Annotated in this window: 18 protein-coding genes and 2 tRNA genes; 11 read left to right on the top strand and 9 right to left on the bottom strand. The window is 39.5% G+C overall.

Going from position 1 to position 26164, the window contains the following annotated elements:
- Positions 1 to 86 precede the first annotated feature (86 nt).
- The 6 genes from F0361_RS02405 to clpX all read left to right on the top strand — a co-directional run bounded on the left by F0361_RS02405 (position 87) and on the right by clpX (position 5509).
- Complete coding sequence (locus F0361_RS02405; RefSeq protein WP_154917067.1) at positions 87 to 800, top strand: pyridoxine 5'-phosphate synthase; 714 nt, start codon at positions 87 to 89, stop codon at positions 798 to 800.
- Positions 797 to 1567, top strand: a complete 771-nt coding sequence (locus tag F0361_RS02410) for an alpha/beta fold hydrolase (RefSeq protein ID WP_154917068.1) — start codon at positions 797 to 799, stop codon at positions 1565 to 1567. The genes F0361_RS02405 and F0361_RS02410 overlap by 4 nt, the downstream gene beginning before the upstream one ends.
- Positions 1568 to 1647: 80 nt before the next feature.
- The gene (locus F0361_RS02415; RefSeq protein WP_138259062.1) at positions 1648 to 1995 is read left to right on the top strand and encodes a phage holin family protein; all 348 of its coding nucleotides are present in this window, start codon (positions 1648 to 1650) and stop codon (positions 1993 to 1995) included.
- Positions 1996 to 2096: 101 nt separating this feature from the next.
- Positions 2097 to 3419, top strand: a complete 1323-nt coding sequence (gene tig, locus F0361_RS02420; protein ID WP_154917069.1) for a trigger factor — start codon at positions 2097 to 2099, stop codon at positions 3417 to 3419.
- Between the two features lie 88 nt (positions 3420 to 3507).
- Entirely contained in the window at positions 3508 to 4188 is a 681-nt protein-coding gene (clpP, locus tag F0361_RS02425) for an ATP-dependent Clp endopeptidase proteolytic subunit ClpP (RefSeq protein ID WP_138259060.1), read from the top strand.
- Between the two features lie 85 nt (positions 4189 to 4273).
- Complete coding sequence (gene clpX, locus F0361_RS02430) at positions 4274 to 5509, top strand: ATP-dependent Clp protease ATP-binding subunit ClpX (RefSeq protein WP_154917070.1); 1236 nt, start codon at positions 4274 to 4276, stop codon at positions 5507 to 5509.
- On the opposite strand, the gene F0361_RS02435 is transcribed toward clpX, so the two are convergent.
- On the bottom strand, positions 5506 to 6075 hold the full coding sequence (locus F0361_RS02435; RefSeq protein WP_154917071.1) for a hypothetical protein: 570 nt from the start codon (positions 6073 to 6075) through the stop codon (positions 5506 to 5508). The genes clpX and F0361_RS02435 overlap by 4 nt on opposite strands.
- A gap of 141 nt (positions 6076 to 6216) precedes the next feature.
- Positions 6217 to 7773 (bottom strand): GH3 auxin-responsive promoter family protein, encoded by a 1557-nt coding sequence (locus F0361_RS02440; protein WP_154917072.1) that lies wholly within the window; start codon positions 7771 to 7773, stop codon positions 6217 to 6219.
- Positions 7774 to 7848: 75 nt separating this feature from the next.
- Between F0361_RS02440 and F0361_RS02445 the strand changes: the two genes are divergently transcribed.
- Positions 7849 to 8643 (top strand): DUF2797 domain-containing protein, encoded by a 795-nt coding sequence (locus tag F0361_RS02445; protein ID WP_154917073.1) that lies wholly within the window; start codon positions 7849 to 7851, stop codon positions 8641 to 8643.
- Here F0361_RS02445 and F0361_RS02450 read toward each other — a convergent pair.
- The 3 genes from F0361_RS02450 to sppA form a co-directional block, all read right to left on the bottom strand.
- Positions 8636 to 11365, bottom strand: coding sequence for an AsmA-like C-terminal region-containing protein (locus F0361_RS02450; protein ID WP_154917074.1), 2730 nt, complete (start codon positions 11363 to 11365; stop codon positions 8636 to 8638). The genes F0361_RS02445 and F0361_RS02450 overlap by 8 nt on opposite strands.
- Positions 11366 to 11481: 116 nt before the next feature.
- The gene (locus F0361_RS02455) at positions 11482 to 12192 is read right to left on the bottom strand and encodes a queuosine precursor transporter (protein ID WP_154917075.1); all 711 of its coding nucleotides are present in this window, start codon (positions 12190 to 12192) and stop codon (positions 11482 to 11484) included.
- Position 12193: 1 nt separating this feature from the next.
- Positions 12194 to 13954 (bottom strand): signal peptide peptidase SppA, encoded by a 1761-nt coding sequence (gene sppA / locus F0361_RS02460; protein ID WP_154917076.1) that lies wholly within the window; start codon positions 13952 to 13954, stop codon positions 12194 to 12196.
- A 71-nt stretch (positions 13955 to 14025) separates the two neighbouring features.
- Here sppA and folK point away from each other — a divergent pair, with 71 nt between their 5' ends.
- The gene (folK, locus tag F0361_RS02465; RefSeq protein WP_154917077.1) at positions 14026 to 15171 is read left to right on the top strand and encodes a 2-amino-4-hydroxy-6-hydroxymethyldihydropteridine diphosphokinase; all 1146 of its coding nucleotides are present in this window, start codon (positions 14026 to 14028) and stop codon (positions 15169 to 15171) included.
- Between the two features lie 111 nt (positions 15172 to 15282).
- On the opposite strand, the gene F0361_RS02470 is transcribed toward folK, so the two are convergent.
- On the bottom strand, positions 15283 to 15813 hold the full coding sequence (locus F0361_RS02470; RefSeq protein WP_154917078.1) for an RNA methyltransferase: 531 nt from the start codon (positions 15811 to 15813) through the stop codon (positions 15283 to 15285).
- Positions 15814 to 15955: 142 nt separating this feature from the next.
- Here F0361_RS02470 and mutS point away from each other — a divergent pair, with 142 nt between their 5' ends.
- The 3 genes from mutS (at position 15956) to F0361_RS02485 (ending at position 18948) form a co-directional block, all read left to right on the top strand.
- On the top strand, positions 15956 to 18538 hold the full coding sequence (gene mutS, locus F0361_RS02475) for a DNA mismatch repair protein MutS (RefSeq protein ID WP_154918474.1): 2583 nt from the start codon (positions 15956 to 15958) through the stop codon (positions 18536 to 18538).
- Between the two features lie 194 nt (positions 18539 to 18732).
- A tRNA-Gly gene (locus F0361_RS02480) sits at positions 18733 to 18805 on the top strand.
- Positions 18806 to 18864: 59 nt separating this feature from the next.
- A tRNA-Leu gene (locus F0361_RS02485) sits at positions 18865 to 18948 on the top strand.
- Positions 18949 to 19180: 232 nt separating this feature from the next.
- On the opposite strand, the gene F0361_RS02490 is transcribed toward F0361_RS02485, so the two are convergent.
- The 3 genes from F0361_RS02490 to avs4 are packed head-to-tail and all read right to left on the bottom strand — an operon-like array spanning position 19181 to position 25939.
- The gene (locus F0361_RS02490) at positions 19181 to 19753 is read right to left on the bottom strand and encodes a hypothetical protein (RefSeq protein WP_154917079.1); all 573 of its coding nucleotides are present in this window, start codon (positions 19751 to 19753) and stop codon (positions 19181 to 19183) included.
- 12 nt (positions 19754 to 19765) lie between these two features.
- Positions 19766 to 21175, bottom strand: coding sequence for a hypothetical protein (locus F0361_RS02495; RefSeq protein WP_154917080.1), 1410 nt, complete (start codon positions 21173 to 21175; stop codon positions 19766 to 19768).
- A 3-nt stretch (positions 21176 to 21178) separates the two neighbouring features.
- Complete coding sequence (gene avs4, locus F0361_RS02500; RefSeq protein ID WP_154917081.1) at positions 21179 to 25939, bottom strand: AVAST type 4 anti-phage nuclease Avs4; 4761 nt, start codon at positions 25937 to 25939, stop codon at positions 21179 to 21181.
- Positions 25940 to 26164: the final 225 nt, after the last annotated feature.

The raw sequence follows: 26164 nt of genomic DNA on the forward strand, positions 1-26164 counted from the left end.
AATTATAACGCAAAATAACAATTAATAATATCAAAAGGCGTGCCTTATTCGTATTTTTGGGCTCCTTATAGTATATTATCGACAATATGACGAAACTAAGTGTCAATGTGAACAAAATTGCCACCTTGCGAAACGCCCGCGGTGGAAATGTGCCCAATTTGCTGAAAGTTGCTGCGGATATTGAACGATTCGGCGCCCATGGAATTACCATCCATCCCAGACCGGACGAGCGCCATATTCGTTACCAGGATGCAAGGGACTTGAAGGATATCGTTACTACCGAGTTTAACATAGAAGGAAACCCGAACCCGAAATTCATAGATCTTGTGCTAGCGATAAAACCGGATCAGGTAACCTTAGTACCCGATGCGGAGGATGCCATAACTTCCAATGCCGGTTGGGACACTCTAAAACATAGGTCCTTTTTGAAAGAAGTGATTGCGGAGTTCAAAAATGCGGGTATACGAACCTCCATCTTTGTGGACCCGGACCCAAACCTGGTGGCAGGCGCGAAGGAAACTGGCACGGATCGAATAGAACTTTATACGGAAAGCTATGCAACGGGCTATGCAACGGATAGGGAGCGAGCCATCTTACCGTTTGTGGAAGCCGCAAAAAAGGCCAACGAACTGGAACTTGGCATCAATGCGGGCCATGACCTCAGCTTGGACAACATTCAATATTTTGGACAGAACATTCCCAGTTTGTTGGAAGTTTCCATTGGCCATGCCTTGATCTGCGAATCCATTTACCTGGGATTGGAAAACGTGGTGAACATGTACATAAACAAATTGAAATGAATCCAATTTTACATTCCAACATCCTAGGTTCCGGCAAACCACTTTGTATCCTGCACGGGTTTTTGGGCATGTCCGATAATTGGAAGACCCTTGGGAATCTCTATGCCGAAAATGGTTTTGAGGTCCACTTGATAGACCAGAGAAACCATGGAAGAAGTTTTTGGTCGCAAGAGTTCAACTATGACCTCTTGGCCGAGGACCTATTGCACTACCTAGACGATAAAAACATTGAAAAGTCCGCCCTGATAGGACATTCCATGGGTGGTAAAACGGTGATGCAATTCGCTTGTACCTATCCGGAGAAAACGGAAAAATTATTGGTTGCGGATATTGCGCCCAGGTTTTACCCGCCCCATCATCAGGATATTATCAATGCATTGAACCATTTGGATTTAAAAAACATAACTACAAGAAGCGATGCGGACGACCAACTTAAAAAATACCTGAAGAGTTTTAGTGTGCGGCAGTTTTTGCTGAAAAACCTATACAGAACGGCGGACAATACCTTTGGGTTTAGAATGAACCTGGCCGTACTTAGCGAGCGGATGGAAGAGATCGGGGAGAACATTTCCAGTTCTGAAAGTTATAACGGACCTGCACTTTTCCTAAAAGGAAGCAAATCTGAATACGTCTCCAATGCCGATACGGAACAAATCAAAAGGCATTTTCCCAAAGCGCAAATTGCGGTAATCGACAATGCGGGACATTGGCTACATGCAGAAAACCCGGATCAATTCTTTGAAAAATCATATAACTTTCTAAAATAAGGGCAATCCAACCGTCGCTTGGATATCTGATCCTATCGCATTATTTTTTTATCTTTAATAACAACCTAAACCCGATTGATATGAAACTTGTATTGCGTATTTTGTTAAGTGCCTTGGCGGTAATCCTATTGGCCAACTTCCTGCCCCATGTATCGGTAGATTCGTATGGTACTGCCATAATCGTTGCCATAGTTCTGAGCCTTTTGAACTTTTTGGTCAAACCCATTTTGGTCATCCTTACCCTACCCGTTACCATAGTTACGTTCGGGTTGTTCTTACTTATTATAAACGCGTTGATAATTCTTTTGGCCGATAATTTAATAGCCGGATTCAATGTGGACGGCATCTGGTGGGCCCTTTTATTCAGTCTTCTGCTTTCTTTTTTACAATCCATTTTGTTTTCCCTGTTAAAAGAAGACAAAGAGTAGTTATTATTTGAGATTCAAGACTTTAAAAACTTGGTCAACAGAAGAAAATAGCCTAATTTTGCCTCCCGTTTTATTTAAGTAATTAAGAAGATACTGAAGGAATGAACATTACAAAAGAACAGATAGACGACCTGAACGCTGTAGTTAAAGTCGCTATCACCAAGGAGGACTATCAAGACAAGGTAGACACTATCCTAAAAAATTATAAAAAACAGGCCAATATACCGGGTTTTAGAAAGGGCCAGGTACCCATGGGCCTTATTAAGAAGCAATATGGAAAAGCCGTGTTGGTAGACGAGGTGAACAAATTGCTACAAGACAATTTGAACAAATACCTTACGGAGGAAAAATTGGATGTTCTTGGAAACCCTTTACCTAAACAAAAAGACGATTTTGATTGGGACCAGGAAGAATTGGATTTTGAATTCGAATTGGGTTTGGCCCCAGATTTTGAAGTTCCTTTAAAAACCAAAAAGGCCATAACCCATTATAAAATTGTGGCCGATAAGAAAATGATTTCCGAACAGGTGGAGCGTATCCAAAAACAGTACGGAAAACTTGTGAGTAAAGAGCAAGTTGGTAAAAATGACGAGGTTTCCGGAAAGTTCGAAAACGAGGCCGAGGGCATAGACAATCAGTCACTCTTGGAAATGGACAAGCTCAAAAGCAAAAAAGCAATCGATAGCTTGGTTGGGAAAAAAGTTGGTGATACCGTTACCTTGAAGACCAAGGGACTTTTTAAGGAGGATTATTTTCTATCAAGTGCTTTGGGCATCGGTAGGGATAAGGCCGATAATTTTGACACAGAGGTTTCCTTCACCATTACCGAAATAAACGAACGGCAGCCCGCGGAATTAAACCAAGAGCTTTTCGATAAACTTTTCGGAAAAGACAACGTAAAGTCCGAAAAAGAACTTCGAGAGCGTATCGCCGAAGATTCCGAAAAGCAATTTGAACAGCAATCCGATCAAAAGCTTCTCAACGATGTCACGGAGTATTATATAGAAAATACCAAGTTTGAACTTCCCACAGGGTTTTTGACCAAATGGATTCAAATGACGGGAGATAAGAAATTGACCCCTGAGGAGGCCAGCGAGGAATATGAGAAATCCGAAAAAGGATTACGTTACCAATTGATCGAAGGCAAAATAATCAAGGACAACAACCTTCAGGTCCAATTTGATGAATTGAAGGAGTTTGCGAAGGGCTTCATCAAGTCTCAAATGGCGCAATTTGGACAAATGAACCCAAAGGAGGAAGAATTGGAGGCTATTGCAGTAAGGGTTTTGGGCAATCAGGATGAAGTTAAGCGTTTGTCAGAACAGCTTATGAGCCAAAAATTATTGAACTTGTACAAGGAAAAAGGAAACCTTAAGACAAAAGAGGTTACCTATGAAAACTTTGTGAAAGAGGTTTACGGGTAATATCCGAACGATAAATTAAGTATCTTTACGGTGCCGAAAAACTATTTTTCGGCACCTTTTTTTACTACTAAAAATCGATTAAGAGTTTATGGATTACGGAAAAGAGTTCAAGAATTACGCCATAAAGGATCAGGGTATCAGCAGTATGTATTATGACAAGATAATGAGCAGCATGTACCCTGTAAACATGACCCCCAACATAATCGAGGAAAGACAGCTCAATGCCATTGCCATGGATGTTTTCTCCCGTTTGATGATGGATAGAATCATCTTTTTGGGAACAGGTATCAATGACCAAGTGGCCAACATAGTTCAAGCACAACTATTGTTTTTGGAAAGTGCGGACGCCTCCAAGGACATACAGATATATATCAATTCGCCCGGCGGCAGTGTCTATGCCGGTCTTGGCATCTATGACACCATGCAATTCATAAAGCCTGACGTAGCCACCATTTGTACAGGAATGGCGGCCTCCATGGGAGCCGTATTATTGTGTGCGGGCCAAAAAGGAAAACGCAGTGGTTTGTCCCATTCAAGGGTTATGATTCACCAACCCATGGGTGGCGCACAAGGGCAGGCAAGCGACATTGAAATTACCGCTCGTGAAATCCTTAAATTGAAGGAGGAACTATACCAAATAATTTCCAAACACTCAGGTCAGCCCATAGAAAAAATCCATGAGGACAGTGATCGGGATTATTGGATGAAAGCCGATGTTGCCCTGGAATATGGTATGATTGACGAGATTTTAGTAAGGGACAAAGAATAATTTCGTCCAATAAGCTAGAATTTTATTTTTTAGTGAACCAAAAACCAATAATATTCGTTAAGTTTTTGGTCAGATTATCTTTTATATGGCAAAGGAAAACTTAGAATGCTCGTTTTGTGGAAGGAAAAAGCCGGAAACCAATTTATTGATAGCCGGCCTGGATGCCCATATTTGTGATAGATGTATCGAGCAGGCCCATGGAATCGTTGCAGAGGAAACAAGACAGACCAAAACCAATGACCTATCATCTGAACTTACGCTCAAAAAGCCTCAAGAAATAAAGGACTTTTTGGATACTTTCATTATCGGTCAGGAACGCACAAAAAAGGTCATGTCGGTCGCTGTTTACAATCACTACAAAAGACTGTTGCAACCAGCTTCCAAGGAGGACGATGTGGAGATACAGAAAAGCAATATTATCATGGTAGGCCAAACGGGAACAGGAAAAACCCTTATGGCAAAAACCATTGCAAAAATGCTCAATGTTCCCCTGGCCATTGTGGATGCTACGGTATTGACCGAAGCAGGGTATGTGGGGGAAGATGTGGAAAGTATCCTGACCCGCTTGTTACAGGCCGCGGACTACAATCTGGAAAAAGCAGAGCGTGGCATCGTTTTTATCGATGAAATTGACAAAATTGCCCGTAAAAGCGACAACCCTTCCATTACGAGGGACGTATCTGGAGAGGGAGTTCAACAAGGACTGCTGAAATTGTTGGAAGGTACTACCGTAAACGTTCCACCCAAAGGTGGAAGGAAACATCCGGACCAAAAATTTATCGAGGTAAATACGGAAAATATCTTGTTCGTTGCAGGAGGTGCTTTTGATGGGATTGAAAGGGCCATCACAAAACGCTTGAACCTACAAGCGGTTGGTTACAGTGCTTCCAAGGCAGAGGAGAATCTGGACGAATCCAATATCCTCCAATATATCATCCCAAAGGATCTCAAGGAATTTGGATTGATTCCGGAAATCATTGGTAGGCTTCCCGTACTTACGCATATGAATCCGCTGGACAAAAAAACATTGAGGGCCATATTAACGGAACCCAAAAATGCCATTATAAAGCAGTATGAAAAACTGTTCGCCATGGACAATATCTCGTTTACCATAACGGAGCAGGCCTTGGATTATATAGTGGACAAAGCGATTGAATACAAACTGGGCGCTAGAGGTTTGAGATCTCTCTGCGAAGCTATTTTTACGGACGCCATGTTTGAGATGCCCAGTACGGACGAAAGGGACTTCAAGGTTACAAAGCCCTATGCAGAACAAAAACTGTCCTACGAAACAGTTAAAAAATTAAAGGCGGTTTCTTAAACCGCCTTTTTCTTTTCAATCTTTTCCGGGATGTTTATCGAGGTGACTTCGTTCAACAAGGATAAACAGACTTTCCTAATTATTTTTTCATCGGTATAAAGTGTGTGTCCGTAATTTGGAACGATATCCATTTCCACATCTAACTTATTGGCCCAAATATCATCGGGCCTATTGGTATCCCTTTCCCCATATATGAGATTTAGGGAAACCAAAGGCTTTTCGTCCTGTAACCTTATTCTTGTTGGGGAAATCGCATAAAGCGACTTTACCGGTAGACCTTTTTTTGCGGCATTCCAAACAATGGTACCTCCTGTGCTGAACGCTAGGAAATAGCAAGGTGAAGTTTCCTTTTTCAGAAGATGGGCTACCGCGGTATCGATACCTCCATTTACAAAAGCATCATGGATGTTCTGCTCGGTCTGTACTGGCAAATCAATATTCGCAAGTTGTTGGCTATCATAAAAAGTGATATCAAAATATTGCTGTAAATATCCTAAATATGAAGTGATCCAAAGGCCATTTTTGGTGCCCCACATATCCGAGACAATAACTAGTTTTTCAGCCATAATATTTATTTTGTAAATTAATAATTTGGGAACTAGACCCTTAAATTGATTATTTAACGGCCTATTCTGTAATTTATTTGGTAATTCGTCCCAAATCCTCGATGTAAGACCATTCCTATATTAGAAATCGCCTTAAATATCCTAACTTTCTTTGGTAAGTTCTTCACGCACCGGATGGCCGGAAGAGGAATTCATACACAATAATTTCTCCAAGTAGTCCCTCCTGTTCGAGAGCCTTGGAATTTTATGCTGTCCTCCCAATTTATCATTGATTTTTAACCAATCATAAAACAGGTTTTCCCGAGCCACATGGACCTTGGGTATCTCAAGGGTAATGTTGTTATAGCGCTTCGCCTCGTAATCTGAGTTCAGGGACTTTAAAGCGTTATCCAGTAATTCCGTAAAATAATTTAAATCTTCCGGTGCCTTTCTAAACTCGATTATCCATTCGTGCGATCCCTTCTTCTTTCCGTTCATGAAAATAGGTCCTGCGGTATAGTCCTTTATTTCAGTCCTGGTTTTTAGACATACCATTTTTAGGGCTTCTTCGGCATTTTCAATTATCAATTCCTCGCCAAAAACATTGATGTGATGCTTGGTCCTTCCCGTTATCCGAATCCTATAGGGGCTCTTGGATGTAAAACGGACAGTATCCCCGATCTTATAACGCCATAAACCCGAATTGGTAGTAATCACGATGGCGTAGTTCTTACCAATTTCCACTTCCCATAATGGAATGCATTCCTGCTGTTCCGTTCCATAGATATCCATAGGGATGAACTCGTAGAAAATCCCGTAATCCAACATCAACAAAAGATCTTCAGCATTATTCCGGTCCTGAATGGCAAAGAACCCTTCCGATGCATTGTATATCTCATAATACCGAAAATTCTTTCGCGGCAAGAGACTCTTATACTGTTCCCTATACGGGCTAAAACTTACACCCCCATGAAAATAGACCTCAAGGTTCTCCCAAACCTGAAATAGGTGTTCCTTGCCCGTTTCCTGTAAAACATTGTTCAACAAAACCAACATCCAGGAAGGAACGCCGGCCAAACTGGTCACATTTTCCTGAACGCTTTCCTTAATAATGGCGCCAAGCTTGGTCTCCCACTCGCTCATCAAGGAAACCTTATTGCTTGGGGTACTACTAAATTCCGCCCAAAGAGGCATATTGTCGATCAAGATGGCGGACAAATCTCCAAAAAAAGAACCATTGTCCTCATACAACTCCTTACTGCCCCCCAAACGTAGACTCTTGCCCGTAAACAATTGTGAATCCTCGTTATTGTTTAGATACAGGCATAACAAGTCCTTTCCAGATTTATAATGACAGTCCTCCAATGCCTCTGAACTTACTGGTATAAATTTGCTTTTGGCATTGGTGGTTCCGCTGCTCTTTGCAAACAGCTTTACGGTAGTGGGCCAGAACAAGTTCTGTTCCCCTTTTCTGGTCCTCTCTATGATGGGTTCCACTTCCTCGTAGGATACCACTGGAAGTCTCTCCTTATATGTCTCATAATTGTTTATGGACTCAAAATCATAATGTCGTCCAATTTCAGTGTCCTCTGCAAATTCCAACAGGTTCAACAATACCTCTTCCTGTACCTCCTCTGGATACTTTAGGAAAAGTTCTATCTGGTGATAGCGCTTTTTAAGTAACCAAGAGGCTATGGAATTGAAAAGTGGAATGGACATTTTTGGGTATCTTTAACATCTAAAAATAGGGTATATCCCCATCATTTTCAAATTGAAGTTTTAATAGAGTTAACAATGCAATACGAAGGTGTCCTAAAAAAAATGCAGACGGAAATGGCAAGTCCCATCCAGTATTATTTGGTATTTGAATCGGACTTCCTGAATATGAACCAAGTACTGGACTGCCAATTGCAAATTAAACTCATTAAACACCAATGTCTCAACTGCGGTAATGACCGACCCATTTATCGCCAAGGCTTTTGTAGATCCTGCTTTTTTGACATTCCCGCTGCGGGCGATTGGATAATGCGACCCGAACTAAGCACCGCGCATTTGAATCAAGAGGACCGCGATCTGGAATACGAGAAAAAAGTGCAGTTGCAGCCCCACATTGTTTATTTGGCGAATTCCAGCAATATAAAAGTGGGAGTTACGAGAAAGACCCAGATTCCCACACGATGGATCGATCAAGGGGCGCATGAAGCGATTGAAATCGTGGAAGTGCCCAACAGGTATTTGGCAGGTATTACGGAAGTTGCACTCAAAGACCATGTATCAGATAAAACCAACTGGCGCAAAATGCTCACCAATGATATTGAAGATCAGGATTTGGTAGCGTGGCGCAATACCCTTAGGTCCTACATTCCACAAGAGGCCCTGCCCTATTTCATTGAAAGCAATACGGAAACTAATTTGGAATTCCCCGTATTAAAATTTCCGGAGAAGGTCAAGAGCCTAAGCCTGGACAAAACCCCAACATATCAAGGAATCCTTAAAGGAATTAAAGGTCAGTATCTCATTTTTGAGGACAATACCGTGTTCAATATTCGGGGAAGTGAGGGCTACTATATTGGTCTTACCATTAGTTAACGGAATCCTTTTTAGCCTCCGTTTCTGTCTTTTTCTTCCCAAAAAGACCTTTTAACACATCCTTGGCGGCTTCCTTCACGGCTTCCTCCTTTTTAGGTGGTGTAGAAAGCGTATCCGTTTTTATTTTTGTGGAATCCGCTTTATTGGAACCACCCAATATACCGCTCAATACTTCCTTGGCTCCTGTTTTGGTATCCTGACCGGTGGTATCCTTTTTGGTTGAGCCGGATAAGATATCCCCTATCAAATCCTTGGCCTTATCCTTTCCTTTATTGACCAATTTTTGCTTTTCTATCTCGATTAATTGGTTGGTCAATGTTTTTATGCCCGATGTCAAGTCGGTTGTAATTTCCGGGCTATTGTAAACCCCACCGATATTGGCCGTAACGGGAATGGTTAAGCTATCCAGGGAACGATCATCTATCCTAGCAATCAGGTTATTTATGTCCTTGCCCAAATATTTGGATGGAACCTGTAAAGTGGCCTTGTAATTCATTTTTTGGTCAAAAGTGTGGTTTCCGTCCACGTTAATTTCTATATCCTGATATCTAATACTGAAGGGTTTTACCGCGACCAATCCATTTTCAAAGGATAGTTTTGTCTTTAATTCCTTCAAGCTCAGTTTTTCCAAATCGATAAAATCCAACTTGGTATCCAACGCGGATAGCACCGGCGCTTTATCCGTACTGATTTCCCTTGTAATGACATCGGCGAGGATATTACCGGTCAACGAAAGTAGGTCTGGCGTAAAATCATCGGTCAAATTACCTGAAAGGGAAATATCGGAACTGAATTTCCCCTTGAGAATTCTTGCCACTGGTGCCAAGACCTGAAACAATTCCAATGCCTGAAAGCTTTCTTGCAATTCCAATTGGTCCAAAGCCAGCTGCATGGCAAAAGTGGGGGTTTCCTGTTTTGTGGAAACCTCCCCGTTAAAGGCGACCTTACCATCGAACAAAGAGGATGTCATATTGCTCAAGGTCGCTTTTTCGTCCTTGATCCTAAGACTACCTTTGACGTCACGCAGCGTGATGTTGTCATAGATTACGATATTCGCCGAGGCGTTAAAGTTGGCGTCCAAAAATGACGGTATCTTTATTTTTTCTTCCGATGGTATTGTTTGGGAGGCCGTTTCTCCCGATGTTTCCCCAGAATCCTCCACCATAAAATCGTTCAGGGCAAAGGTGTTTGAAACCAGGTCAAAGTTGCCCTCCACATTTTCATTATTGAACAGATAGCCCAGAAAATTGTTGATGGTACCTGTAATCCGGAAATCCGTTTGCCCCGTGGAACCCTTCATTTCGCGCAACGTAACCGACTTTGGGTTGAACGCGACCGATGTGGCATTCAGCACAACCGGATTGGGAATCTCCTCGGATTTGTATTCAAAATCGGTCAGGGTCATTTGCCCTTCCGTCTTCGTATTCTCGTACTGTTTCCTTTCAATGGTTGCCATATCAAAAGCCGTGGAAATATCGGCATTCAACAGCCCCTTTAAACTAAGTCCCGCCGGTACGGGGTATGCCTTTTCAAGATTGGCCAAGTTCATTTTTCCGTCCAAATGGGCATCGACTTTGGTATTGCCCATTAATTCGGAAATTTTTGAGGTCATATTGAAACGATCCTCATCGATCATGAAGGATGTACGATTGATATCCACGTACGTATCTTCGGCCAAACCACTATTATTGTTTATCGCTACATCAATGAATATATTTTTTACCGTTTTGGGCAGATCCGGGTATTTGAACGAAGCATTGTTCGAATTGATCTTGATATTGAATTGTGGAATATGCTCCTCGTCCACGATTCCGTTAAAGCGGCCCTCCACCACAAAGTCGCCCGTGGTCGTCACATTTTCAATATTCTTGGAATACGTTTCAGGAATGACCGCCAAGAAATTTTTAAAATCGGACGACGGTGTCTTAAAACTAATATCCACTTCCTGGTTGTCCTCGTTCAATTTCACAAAACCTTCGAAAACCAAGGGAAGTTGATTGACCAGTGCCTCGTTCCTTAAAAAGGAATATTTGTTTTCGTTCAAATCGATTCCGATCAGGGCATCCAGTTGCACCTTGTTCCTGTTCAAATAATTGGTGCTGTCCATTTCAAAAGAAACAAGGGCATCCGTGTGGGTATCCAGTTCCGAGGTTGCCAGGGAAAGGTCCCCGGTTCCCTTATGGTTCATTGCATCGATTTCCAAATGAATGCCCGTGGAAAAATCATCATACAAAATTTTGGAATCGTTTATTTCGTAGGATTCCATGTTGAAGGAAAAACCTTCAGTATCCGATGCAGTTTCGGCACCCGTTGTTTCGGACTCCAAGGCAATATCGTAATTGGCATTTTCGGCTTCGTCCAACTTTATATGTAAAAGCGCCTTGTCCACCTGTAACCTTGAAATGGATATGGGCTCCCCGCTGGATTTCAGCAATTGCATAACGCCCATGGACAATGAGACTTCCTTGGAGGCAAACAAAGTGTCGCCCTCAAAAGGAGCCTTGTTCACCAAGCTCACGTCCTTTAAGCTAACCTCGGCATTGGGAAAACTACGGATGAGACTCAATTTGGCATCGGAAAAATCCAAGGTCGCGTTAACGGAACTATTTACATTGTTCCTAATGATGTCCCCAATTTTAGCTTCCAGAAAAAAAGGTATGGAAACCAACAGGGCAATAATCAGTACAAGGATAATGCCCACTATTTTTAATATCTTCTTCATATGTTAATTTAAAAAAGCAATTTCTTTCAACAACTTATTGAAAATCCATGGGAATTATGGACGTTTTTCTACCGATTATTGATGCTACCGATAGAACTCAAAAACCACCGCGATTATTATGCATCTAGGTCGATTTCCTCACCTATGGCGAGGTTAAATCGTTTCCGCATGATATATACGAAGAAATAAAGGAAAGGGGTGTCGATCAATGCTATAAATATCTTAAAAAGGAAGCCGCTTACCACAAGGCCGAAAAACAGGTCCCATGGCAAGACCTTAAATATGCAGAGCAAGCCTACCACCGTGAACGTATCCACAAATTGGGACAGAAAAGTGGAAAAATTGTTCCGAAGCCACAGGTATTTTCCTCGTGTCAGTTTTTTCCAGAAATGGTAAATGGCAATATCAATGTACTGCGCCGCCAAATACGCCAGCATGGAGGCCAAAACCGCTATGGGCGAGAGCGCGAATACCCGACTAAAAATCGCATCATCCAATGGGGACGATTCTATGGCAGGGGCCACATCGGCCAAAAGCACCAGTCCCATGGAGAAAAATGAAGCGAAAATACCGGCGGTCACGACCTGGTTTGCCTTTTTTCGCCCAAAAATTTCGGATATCAAATCGGTAATCAAAAACGTAATGGGATAGGGCAACACACCTACTGAAATTTCGAACAGGGAAACTCCAAAAACGGTAAGGTCCCCAAAGGGCTTCCAATAGAAAAACTTTTGAAAGATAAGATTGGACACTACCAGCGAAGTGATGAACAGCGCACCAAGGTACAAATAGATACGTCTGGCCAACAATTTATCCTTTTGCACCATCTTAATCGATGTTCAGGGTAAAGGGCATTCTGGCCTGGATGCCTTTTTGGTTCATGTAGGATTTAATGTCTTTAAGTACTTGATACGTTTCTTCCCCTATCTCCTCCTTGATCATATTTTCCCTCATCTTGGCTCCGGCACCGGATATATCTTCCATAAAACGCTCAAAACCTGATTTGTACTTAGGGTATTTGCGTATACCGTAACTTTCTATTTCGGCCATTCCTGCGGCCGCTGCAATGGCATCTTCCAACGTACCTAGCTCGTCCACCAAGCCCAATCGTTGTGCGTCCACACCGCTCCAGACCCTGCCTTGTGCAATGCTATCGGCCTGGGCCATGGAAATGTTCCTGCCATTGGAAACCCGTGATAAAAAGGTTTCATATGTATCCTCGATACTCTCCTGCACCTGGTTCCTAAAGGTCTCGCCCATAGGCTCAAATAGGGAATACTCTACCGAGTTCTTATTGGTGCCCACTTGCTCCGCATTGATACCGATGTCCTTGGCCAGGCCTTCGATATTGGGAATCGTTCCAAAAACCCCGATCGATCCCGTAATGGTGGTGGGTTCGGCAAAAATCTTATCGGCTCCGGCCGCAATATAATAACCGCCAGAGGCCGCCACGTTCCCCATGGACACCACTACGGGCTTCACTTCCTTGGCCAGTTCCACTTCCCTCCAGATAATATCCGAAGTTAGGGCACTACCTCCAGGTGAATTTACGCGAAGCACGATTGCCTTTACCTTTTCATCCTCCCGCGCCTTGATCAAGGCCTCGTTGATAATTCCCTGACCTATGATATCCGGTCCACCTTCACCATAAAGGATTTCGCCTTGGGCAAAAATGACCGCAATCTTATCGTTTCCGGACCTAACTACTTTTTTCGAGGAATATTGGGTGTAGTCGTCCAAGGATATATAATTGATATCCTCATTTTCTTCTTCGGTGAGTGCCTTGGCGATAACGCTTTCGTATTGATCATAAAAAAGAACGTCATCTATCAATCGGTTTTGTTTGGCATATTTGGGCAGCCTACCACCCAAGGTGTCCGCGATGGTATTTAGGTCCGAAGTTGAAATCCCTCGAGAAATGGAAATATCGTCTATCATGGAATCCCAAAGGGATTGGATCAGCTCCTTTATCTGGGTCCTATTGGCCTCGCTCATTTCATTTTCCAAATAGGGCTCCACGGCACTTTTATATTTCCCGTGCCGAATCACCTCCATTTTCACACCTGTTTTTTCCTGTAAGTCCTTAAAATAAAGTACTTCGGAAGAAAGTCCCCTAAAATCCATTACCCCTACCGGATTCAAGAAAACGGAATCCGCCACACTGGCCAAATAATAATCCTTCTGGGAATAAAAATCGCCGTAGGCGTATATGAACTTCCCGGATTCCTTAAAGTCCTCCAATACTTTTCTAAGTGTTTGGGTCTGGGCCAATCCGGCCAGTAAAAAATTATTGTTGATGCTTATGCCCTTTATCCTGTCATCATCCTTGGCAACCGTTATTGCCTGAAGAATTTCGTCCAAACCTTGGGATTCCTCGAAAAGACCTGAAAACGGATTCAGTTCGCTGCTACCGGTATAATCCGCTATGGGTCGCTGCAGTTGTATTTCCAAAACTGAATTGTCCTTGACTTTTACGGTATCATCACCGCTGCCCAGCAAAGCGATGAATACAAAAAACATCACAAAGACTATTCCCAAAGCAATCAAGGTACCCAGAATTGCCGCTAAAAGGTTTCTCAAAAACTTCATGAAAACGCAATTTTTATTAGCTTCCAAAGATAACCAATGTGAATTTGTTTTAGTTATTTTGCCATTATATTATGACAGAATCCCAAAGAGTTTATTTTTCCATAGGCAGTAATCTGGGCCAAAAACGCAACAACCTACAAAAAGCAATATTCATGATTGGGGAGCGTATTGGCGACGTCACCGCTGTATCGAGCGTTTATATTACGCCCTCATGGGGTTTTGAGTCTGATGATTTCTACAATGTCTGTCTCGAAGCCCAAACGACCTTGAAACCAGCGGAGGTATTGGAGCAACTTTTGGCCATTGAAAAACAGTTAGGGCGTGAAAGAAGTTTAGAATCTGGATACCAAAGCAGGAACATAGACCTTGACATCATTTATTATGAAACCCTTGTGGTGGATACGGACCAATTGACCCTTCCGCATCCCAGAATGGCGGAACGTAAATTCGTACTTAAACCTTTGGCCGATATCGCCCCGCAATTCTACCATCCCATCGTAAACAAGGACACCCGAAATTTGTTACAGGAAACTAGGGACAAGAGCGAGATTACCAAGCTGCCCATCAAACTCTTTAAAAATAGGATGGAGTTGTTTTCCGATGTACAGTTTCTCGCTATTGAAGGAAATATAGGTGCCGGTAAAACAAGTTTGGCGACCAAAATATCCGAAGATTTCAATGCCAAACTGATTCTGGAACGTTTTGCCGAAAATCCGTTTTTGCCAAATTTTTATAAGGACAAGTCGCGGTACGCCTTTCCATTGGAGATGTCCTTTTTGGCCGATAGGTACCAGCAATACATGGACGATACCAATCAATTTGACCTTTTCAAGAACTTTATGGTCAGTGATTATGACATCTTCAAGTCGCTCATCTTTGCCAAGGTGACCCTTCAAAAAGATGAATTTGATCTCTACCGAAAGATTTTCAATTTCATGTACAAGGAGGTCAAAAAACCCAGAATATACGTCTATCTGTACCAGACCACGGAGCGACTTTTGCAGCAGATCAAAATGCGGGGCAGAGACTACGAAATGGGCATCGACGGCAAATATCTTGAGAAAATAAATCGCGGTTATCTCGATTTTTTAAGGACGTATCCACAACAAAACCAATTGATTATGGATGTTTCCGAGCTTGACTTTGTAAATAAACAAACTGATTACAAAACCATCTTAGAAAGTATTTCCAGCTTTGCACTTCAACAGAGGGATTAACACAATTTTGGCAAATTTCTTGCACAATAGAAATGAATTTACTTTCTTGGTAGGCTCTTTTGAGAAACTAACTAACTCAAACTATATGAAAGGCCCGGTTATGCCGGGCTTTTATTTTTGAAGTTTGCTCCAAAAATCCCAAATTACCACCCCCACGCTCACGGAGATATTCAAGGAATGTTTGGTTCCAAATTGGGGAATTTCCAAAACGGAATCACAGGCGTCCACTACTTTCTGCTGTACCCCTTTCACTTCGTTACCAAAAATCAGCGCATACTTTCCCGTTTTTTGGGGCATAAACTCATGAAGCATCCGTGCACCTTTCGCCTGCTCTATCGCCAACTTTAGATAGCCCTGGGAACCAAGTCTTGGCAGCAAATCCGTAATTTCTTCCACATACTCCCACTCCACACTATCGGTAGCGCCAAGGGCCGTTTTATGGATGTCCTTATGGGGCGGTTTTGCGGTAATACCACAGAGGTAGATTTTTTCCACCAAAAAGGCATCGGAGGTTCTAAATACGGAGCCAATATTGTTCAGACTTCGAATGTTGTCCAATACGATACAAACCGGAATTTTTTCGGTATTCTTAAAAGCGTCCACATCCAGTCGTTCCAGTTCCTCGTTCCTCAATTTTCTCATAATGATACTTTTCAACTATCGACGGTAAATATCAACAAAAATTCAAATCGCTTGGGGAATGCCATATATTCGTGTTGAATCGACAAAAATAGCTAGAGAACACGTGGCAGCGAAAGGAAATACGAAAAAGGTGACCCCTTTGATGAAGCAATACAACACCATCAAGACCAAATATCCTGATGCCCTGTTGCTCTTTCGTGTGGGCGATTTTTACGAGACTTTTGGGGAAGATGCCGTAAGGGCATCCAAAATTCTTGGCATTATCCTTACCCATAGAAACAATGGCGGTGACCGGACGGAACTTGCCGGTTTCCCCCACCATTCCTTGAACACGTACCTGCCCAAATTGGTGAAGGCCGGGCAACGTGTGGCCATTTGTGACCAGTTGGAGGACCCCAAACAAACCAAGACCATCGTAAAAAGAGGGGTCACGGAATTGGTAACACCGGGCGTAGCCTTAAACGACGATATCCTAAATTCCAAAAGCAATAATTTTCTATGTGCCGTTCACTTCGGAAGAAAAAAAATAGGGATTGCCTTTGCGGATATCTCCACTGGGGAGTTCTTGACTTCGGAAGGAAGCGAAGAGCAGGTGGACAAACTTTTACAGAATTTCTCGCCCAATGAAATCCTTATCGCAAAATCGCATAAAAAGGAATTCGCCGAAATCTTTGGTACTAGCTTCCACACCTTTTACATGGAAGATTGGGTCTATCAAGAAGACTATGCCCTTGAAAATCTCACCAACCATTTTAAGACCAAATCCCTGAAAGGTTTTGGGGTGGACCACTTGGAACATGGTATTATTGCATCGGGGGTAATTTTGCATTACCTATCCGAAACCCAGCATAGGCAGTTACAGCATATCAACACCCTACAGCGGATCGCCGAGGACGAGTATATTTGGATGGACCGCTTTACCATAAAAAACCTTGAACTGTACCATTCCAACAACGAAAATGCCGTTACGCTGTTGGATGTTATCGATAGGACGCTCTCGCCCATGGGAGGAAGAATGATCAAACGCTGGCTGGCCTTACCACTTAAAAACGTACAAAAAATAAAGAGTCGGCATCAGGTTGTAAAACACTTGTTCGAAAACGAGGAAATACTTCACAAATTACAGTCCAACATCAAACATATGGGCGATTTGGAACGGCTCATTTCCAAGATTTCTACTGGAAAGGTAAACCCCAAGGAGGTAGTACAGCTTAAGAATTCCTTGGAGTCCGTCGTACCTATAAAACAGCTTACCAGCAATTCCCAAAACGAGGCATTGGCACTTATTGGGGACAAATTGCATTCCTGTGATCTTTTGCGAAACAAGATCAAGGAAATGCTGAACGAGGAAGCCCCCGTAAACATTTTAAAAGGAAATGTCATTGCCGAAGGTTTTTCCGAAGAACTTGACGAACTACGGGGACTGGCAACCCGTGGGAAGGACTATCTGGACCAGATGCTGGAACGCGAAACACAGGCTACCGGTATTTCCTCGCTTAAGATTGCTTCCAACAACGTTTTTGGATATTACATAGAAGTCCGGAACACCCACAAAAACAAGGTTCCGGAATCCTGGATACGTAAACAGACCTTGGTCAATGCGGAGCGCTATATTACGGAGGAACTCAAGGAATACGAGTCCAAGATTTTAGGGGCGGAAGAACGTATCACCTCTCTGGAGCAGCAACTTTTCTCCCAGTTGATCGTGTGGATGCAGGAATACATACAGCCCGTTCAAAACAACGCGCACTTGATCGCACAGCTCGACTGTCTCTGCGGATTTACCCAATTGGCAAAGGAAAATCAATACGTTGCCCCTGAACTCAATGATTCTACGGACATTATCATTAAGAACGGACGCCATCCGGTCATAGAAAAACAACTTCCATTGGGCGAGGCCTACATTGCCAATGACGTATCCTTAGATCGCAGTGGCCAGCAGATTATCATGATTACAGGTCCCAATATGAGCGGTAAATCGGCCATTCTGAGACAAACGGCACTTATCGTGCTTTTGGCCCAAATGGGAAGTTTTGTGCCGGCGGAAGCTGCTCAAATTGGCTATGTGGATAAAATTTTTACCCGTGTAGGCGCCAGTGACAACATATCGATGGGAGAATCGACCTTTATGGTAGAAATGAACGAGACCGCCTCCATCCTCAACAATCTTTCCGAACGCAGTTTGGTCCTCTTGGACGAAATTGGCAGGGGAACTAGTACCTATGACGGCATATCCATCGCTTGGGCGATTTCGGAGTATTTACACGAACATCCGGCGAGGGCAAAGACACTATTTGCTACGCACTACCACGAATTGAACGAAATGGCGGCCACCTTTGACCGTATTAAAAACTACAATGTCTCCGTAAAGGAATTAAAGGATAACGTATTGTTCCTAAGAAAATTGACACCTGGTGGCAGCGAACATAGCTTTGGTATACACGTAGCCAAAATGGCGGGCATGCCCCAGCAGGTAATCGCAAAAGCAAATAAGATTCTCAAGAAATTGGAGAAATCCCACTCCAGCGAGGAACTTACGGAAAAAATGGGCTCCGTGCCCGATGATATGCAACTCAGTTTCTTCAATTTGGACGACCCTTTACTGGAGGAAATCAAGGAAGAAATCCTACATCTGGACATTGATACGCTGACCCCTGTAGAGGCTTTGATGAAATTGAACGAGATAAAACGCTTGTTATCAAAAAAGAAGAAAGCCACCTCCTAAGAAAAGCCATAGTTTTGCTTTTTTTACTTTGACATTTATAGAATTGTATTAAATTTGCATCCGCATCTTTTAGGAGATGTACGTTCTTAAAAACATTCGAAATAGCATTCCATTTCTCCAATACGTATTGGATAGGAATATAGCGATAGATTTTTTATCAAAGATTTAGTTGCTTGAAGCGATTTTCGAAAAATGCGAAAATAGCTCAGTTGGTAGAGCGCCACCTTGCCAAGGTGGAGGTCGCGGGTTCGAATCCCGTTTTTCGCTCGACTTGAACTCCGCTCAGTCACCCCTGGTGGAGTTTTTTGTTTAAAATAATAAGTCCTGCTCGAGTGGTGGAATTGGTAGACACGCCGGACTTAAAATCCTGTGGGCATTTGCCCGTGCGGGTTCAAGTCCCGCCTCGAGTACAGAAACCCTTGCTAATCTATTGATTTTCAAGGGTTTTTACTTTTATAGGGGGCAAAATAGGGGGCATTTTTGATATTCTACCGTACAATTGAATCATTCAAATCCAAATTACCCATGCCCTATTTTTAGAAGGGATATAAATTTCTTTCCACTATAATCTCTTTACAAATGGTGCGATTTGTAAAGAATGTATAGTGTTTCAATCATCTTAATAGAAACAATTGATTAAATTTAAATTAATGGATTTTTTGTATTCAAATTTGCAATCCTTTTTTTCTGCTTTTTAATTGTTTGGTGTATGTCGTCGAACATCTTGTTACGAGCTCCTATAAGTAGGTTTTCTTCGGAAAGCGCTCCCTTAAATAAAATTGGATTGATTATGGCAAAATGAGAGACGAATTTCTTATAAATTTTATCATTTGAATCAAACATTAATAGTAATTGAGCTTGATACTTTTCAAGTTCATGTCCAAGGTCTTGTCTTCCTCTTACGATTTCATCAGTAGTAATATTAGTATCTATGATACTCCAATATTTATAAAAAAGTTGATTTTGTATTCCAATAAGATTACTCGTAATCTCTCTAAATTGAATAAGCCAATCTTGTTGTTTATCTGAAATATGTACTTTTCTATCTTTTGAAGCATTATACCAGGTAGCTATCGCAACTGCTATGCCTAAAACGAAAGTTCCAATACCAATAGCTAGTTCGCCGTAGTCAAATATATTATTAGTTTGGTCACAGTTCATATTTACCACATTCTGATTAATGTTTTCATCGGTAGAATTCCTTGATTCTTTCAAGATTGAAAATTATCAATGGTTAAATGCATCGCCGTTTTTAATTTTTGTTTTTTTTACCCTAATGACCCAAGGGACATATTCTTCAGATTCATGTATGTACCTATTATTTGCAACTCGATTGTGATATATTCCAGAATAGCCTAGCAGGTTTAATAAGGAAAGTTCAATATACCATAGTGCAAGTGGTATCGCCTCATACCTTGCATGCACAGGAAGCTCATTAATCATTTTTCTTTTTTTACTCTGTGAATGGACTAATGAATTCCGAATGGATACGATTGCATCCGGGCCATCGGTTAAACCATTTTCTTTTTGGACTAGTTCTACTAAACCATCATATTTAGCAGGCACTAAATATGGTATCCTAGATTGGGCAAGAATTATTCTAAATTTATTTGATGCACTAAGGTTTTCAATATCTCGTCCAGGAGATAGAATTTTTAATTGTTCAACGATCCACCAGTTGAAAATTAATTCTAAAGTTGCTTGAGCCATTATAGTTCTTGTATCAGAAGATGTAGAAGAACAATTAGCCTCCAAATACCATTTTATGGCATTTACCAAGAATGATTTTTCATTTAGCTCAAACCAAATTTTATAGAAATTCAACCATAAATCATTAAACCCATCTGTGTTAAATTGGGTAGACCATGTTACTACATATTTATATGGGTCATTTAGATTGGGTCCATAGTCAGTCCATTTAGTCTCTGTTTCATACAAACCCTTTAAGAACATGCACGATACTCTTCTACCATTAAGAAATGAAAGAAACATACTAAAGCAAAACATTAGTTCCTTAGCTTTTTGATATGATATTGAGCCTTTTTTTGATAATAGCATACCATTGTACATCAATACATATCCTCCTTTTGATTTTAATTCATCACGCAGTTTAGAATATTTATGCCTTTGGTCAATAGTAATCATATAATCTTTACTATCGAAAACTAATCTACCATTCCATGTAGAGATGTAGGTTTCAGATTCTAATTTAATGGTATCGCCGTGAAACCTCCTTAGATTGGGAATTTGAAATCTAAGTTCATCCACTTCAACACTCTTGTCTCCAATGATAGCCTCACTATAAACTTCCCCTTCAATAATTGAATCCTTAATCATTGTAAAGCGCCCTTGACCAAAAAGTAGTCCATCAATAAAAATTTCAAAAGGTTTCTTTGTTCCTAGTATTTTTTCAAACTGATCTCTTGAATTATCTGATGCCCCTTTAAAAACAACCTTTGGAGAAGGATTCCATTGAAAAATAAGATTTCCTATTAATTCCAAAGCCGTTTCCTCATATTTGATTGAAAACAATCCATTATACATATCTATCGACTCATTAGCTTCTTTCATCGAAACACCGTCGGCGAGTGCATTTGGAGTATCTGAAAACTCATCCATAAAATTTGAATCATCCATTTCTTATAATATGTCTTCTCTTAATAAGTATGCATTGACCGAACTTTTTGTAATTAAGAAATTTAAAATGATAAGAATTTGGTTTTTAGTTCTAATGTTTTGTTTCACTTTTGTTCGATTGAAGTAAATATATTTCCTGACTAGTACCTCAGTATAATAGATAGTATTTTTTTTAAGTTGATTATTCTGATTCTTTATTACTAGCTCAGTAATCCATGATATTCCATCACTCAAAAATTCGCTACCTATTTGATTTAGAAATTGAGCGATTGAATCAAAGACGGAAGGATGATGACCTATATCATTTACTATATCTTTAAAAAACTGTTTCTCTTTGTTTTTCAAACTTCTCCAATTCTTGGCATCTTCTCTCCAATGAGGCCAAGCAAGAAGGTAGTTGTGTACTATTTTATTAAAATAATAATTACGGCCATTACTTGAATCCACAATTTTCTGCCTAAAATTTCTCCACACCTTCCAAAATTGATCGTATTGATTTATTCTATCTTCAGTTGATAGAATTTGTTCTAAAAATGATGCCATCTCATCAGTGTTAACATATTCATCAATAAATGGTTTTACATATTCATCAACACTATTCAAATCTCTATAGAGTATGAAGTAAGAGTATTTTTTGAAAATCCTACGTCTTAATGCAAAGTCAATATCCTCACTTCTATCTCTTTGCTTAGCAAGCTTTCTATCTCTTCGATCAGCTAAAAGCTTTTTTGCAAACACTGGAAGTATTTTAGAAATAAGACTTAGTAAATATTTATCATTAGTTTTTACTGGAATCAGCTGAAAAATAGTGTCCAAATCCTCTAATGGGTATTTCTGAATTTCAACATTTTCTATTATGATATTACTTTTCAAATGCGCTTCTATTTGATTTTCATATTCATCGGTAAATTCTTTTATGAGTTGGGCTTGTCTTACCATTCTTCTTCTCTTTACCGTATCATTGGATTCTTCCAATGTTATTTCTTCAAATTTTAATAAGTTAAAAAGAGGCTTAAATTTTAAAAAGCATAAAAGTATTTTCTTAGCGTTATCTGGTGAAACATCCCATAAAGTGCTAGTTATTGCTTCAATAGAATAATCGCACAATCTTTTGTAATGACCTAGTGGATGTGTGTCAAATAAAACCAAAAGCATAATAAAACTTAATTCATCTGCATCTTTAGGAAATAAATCAATTAAGTAGGGTAAGACACTTACCGAAACTTCTACACCATCTGAAATTTGATATTCATAGTTTTGTCTCAAAGGAGCTGTAGCATACATTAGAATAGTTTCCCGACAAAACACCTTTTCTTTTTTTGTCAAATCATTTGCATAGTGCTTTATTAAAGTTGAACAAGAATAGGAAGGAATTGAGGCATTAAAAAGATGAAAGCTATAGTTGTGGGCATTTTTTAAATGTTCAATAATCTCCTTTGTTTCCTTTAAAACTTGCTTAGGTTTCTTTTCATATTGTTCATAATCTCCATATTCTTTAGAATCATTTAATTTTTGCATAGACCAAAGTTTCAAAGGAGAGTACTTCATACTATCTACACCTTCCTTTGTAGCCTCTATACTATGTTGCTTTAGGTCTTCATCAATTTGCGGGTTAAAACTTACTAGCAAATTGTCACCCTGTCTTTCAACAGTAGGTTTCATTTTTCTTCTATCTATTCTTGCCAATAGAAGCCTAATAGTTTTGTTCTCATCTGTCTCATCGTTCTTTTTTTTCGGCAAACTCTGATAAAACTTATCTATTATTGACCAAATGGTGTTTTGTCTTTTTTTAAACTCTTCTTCGGTTCCACTACCAAAATATTGATATTTCAAGGCTAATTCTTCTAGAGAATCTTTTCTATGTGAATCATCACAAGTTTTTATTCTTTCATTTCTGAAACTTTGACCCTGTATGCTTGTATCATAACCAATTGAATAGAGACTTTTTAATTGATATTCTGAAGTAGATCTCATTTTATCGTAACTAAAAAGTCTATGCGAAGAGAAAAGAATTTTGGCTACATTAAAAAACCTTTCAGGAAAAGCTAGAACGACACTGGTAACTACTGCTGTAATGGAGGCAGACTTGGACATTTTAATCAAATAAATCAACCAATTTTCAATGTTTTCGGACTTGGACATTTTAGTTGTTTCTAAAAAAAATTTCTCCAATGCCATGTGAATTGATTGTAATAAATATGGAGTAACAGGTGAGCCGCTCCCTCTATAAATACCCCATAATGATGAACTTATAAATTGAGTGTGCTTTTCTCCATTATTTAGGACAAGATCTATTTGTTCTAAACCCTTGTCAAAACCAGATTTTGCATAATTATCAATTGTTTTATTTGTAAAATTCAAGATAAAATCAACTGTACTTTTAAGAGAACATTGTAACAACCAATAAATAGGAGTTTGATACGAACTTGCAGGGAAGTATTCACTTTTCGCACTTGTGTCTATTGAATAATATTGTTCAACTTCCATAGAATGATAATACGGAGAATCATCGATTTCTTTTGAATTAAACCAGAACTTATCTGCTAATTTTAAGACGTGTTCCGGGATTGTATTTATAACATGGATCGCTACTAATTTTGGTTCTAATATCGCTGAGCATAATTCATAATAAGGATCGCCATGCCTAGTCCAATTTTTATCTAAAACCTCATCAAAAATATTTGCTAGTTCATCTTTAACTTCCGAGGCTCCATTACAAATAATTTTTACTAATTTCTCTTCAAAATCATTATGATAACCATCATCAGCCTGAACCTTATTGTAAAAATTCAATGCGATTTGACTTACTTCCTTAGTAGTTTCTCCTTGTTTGAAATCACTATTCCATTCTTCTAATAAAGGGATAATAAATGGTAAATCCTCTATTTTAATAAAGGCTAAATTGTCTTTTATTAGGCGTATGGCGCATTCCCAACCCGTACCTTTTGGTTTTGTAAATACGTAATCCAAATTTTTTGGCAGCCCTAATAAACCCAACGTTTTAGTATTCACTTCTTTGCAACCAATTCTTAAAAGGAATACAATTCTCTTTAAGTTGCTAAAATCGTTTTCGATAATTAGACTTTCAAATTGATTAAAAAACTCGTTGGAATATTCTGATAATAATATTGAGACGAGCAGTTCGTCTTTCCAAAAAGATTCTAAGGAATCATCAAGAAAAATTTCTTCAATTAACGTTTGGATGTCATCAATTTTATCAATCAGCTTATCCGACAACCAATTTCTAAAAGCTCTTCTAATCGGAAGACTCGTACCAATGTTTGATAAAAAAGAGGTATGGTCTTTAGAAGCTGAATAGGCTCTATCAATTAAAAGATTCAACCCCCATTCTTCATAAATATCATGAGTAATAAAGTACCCTCCATTTAAATCATCATACCCAATTACCTCATCCGTTTGTAATGCAGCTAATACTTGATTTAGGCAATCATCAGGTTTGACAAAAAAAGAACCGCTACTACTTCTTTTTTTTACAAGGCTTAGAAAACATTCTTCTCTGTCCAAATGAAAATTATTTTTTCTGTAAGCGGAATTTTGGATTTTTTTAGACCAGAGAATGTTTTTGAATTGGGAATAATTGATTGAGCTACTTAGGTTATCATAATTTTTTAGATATTCATTAAGATAAAATGGATTTTCAATTAATTTTTTCAATCTACTATTACTTGGCAGATTAAAATTAAATTGACTACTTAGTTGAACTAATTCACTTTCATTCAAATTATCAATATCTATTTGTTCAAAAGTCAAACGGAATACTTCAATAAACTGAAACCGAAGGTCATCCAAATAGCTTGACCTTGTTGTGAAGAGTAAATTCCATGAGTTATCAATGAAGGCAGAAATAAACTCTTTAAATGGTTCTTGGTTTTCTAAATCCGAAATTTTTTCAGCGGAGTCAATAACGATAACTTTCTTTTTCTCACCTTCATGAGCATCAATAAAGTCCTTGATTGTGAAATTCCCATATTGTCCGAAAAATGATTGGAGATTATTTATGTTAAATTCTGTAGCTTTAAAAACATAGAAGGGGGTTAGGTCTTTACATTTGATGTGAAGCTCTTTCACGATAGCTGTTTTTCCGCAACCTCCATTACCATTAACAATTACTATTCCCTTATCATCTGTTTTATTTTCAATTTTATCAACTATGTCTGATCTATCAATTCTAATCCTTTGTTTATTGAATTCAATATATTGTTGAATAGGAATTAATAGCCTATTTGTATGTTCATTGACATTATTTAGAAAGTCAATTATATTATTATCTAAACCGAAGAAGTAATGTGCTAAATAATCATTTTTAGGTAATGCAAGCTGTCTTTCAAAGTGACTTGGTACTTTCCATTCTAAAGTTATATTAAGTTCCTTAGCTACTGCTTCAACATTTAATTTATAACTAGGACTTTTAACTCCTTTCTTTGAACTTTCAGAGAATTCTTGGTTTAAATAAAAATGAATTTTGGTAATGTCAGGATTTTCCCTTTTAGTTTTTTTAACCGAGTCGATCAAATCAGATGTATTATCCGATAATTTTGTATCGTAGAATTTTGATTGAAAACCTATAATATCGTCGCCCTTGGTTATAGGTTCTGTTTCAATACCAGTTTGATTTTTGAATTTAAAAATCCCTTCGTTTATTTCAAACTCGCTACAGAATAACTGATATGAAAGATTTTCAAATGTGCTTGTTTCTTTGCCGTTAAATTTTGCCTTGAAATTATTCCAGTTTATGTCTATCATGCTAAATAGGCGCGGGCTTATCAATTTTTGTAATCTTCAAAACCTATTCTCTGACAAAAAAAGCAATATTTGTATTTGATATTAAAATGGTTCTGATTTAATCAGAAAATTACGACATTTCAATTTTTGCTACAAACGATATAAAAATTAAACTTTAATAATTTTTTTCAAGGTTATCTCATCATTTTTTTAATCAATTGCTACTTGTATGGAGTCACAACTAAT

The organism is Maribacter flavus (assembly GCF_008386635.1).
Classification (GTDB): domain Bacteria; phylum Bacteroidota; class Bacteroidia; order Flavobacteriales; family Flavobacteriaceae; genus Maribacter; species Maribacter flavus.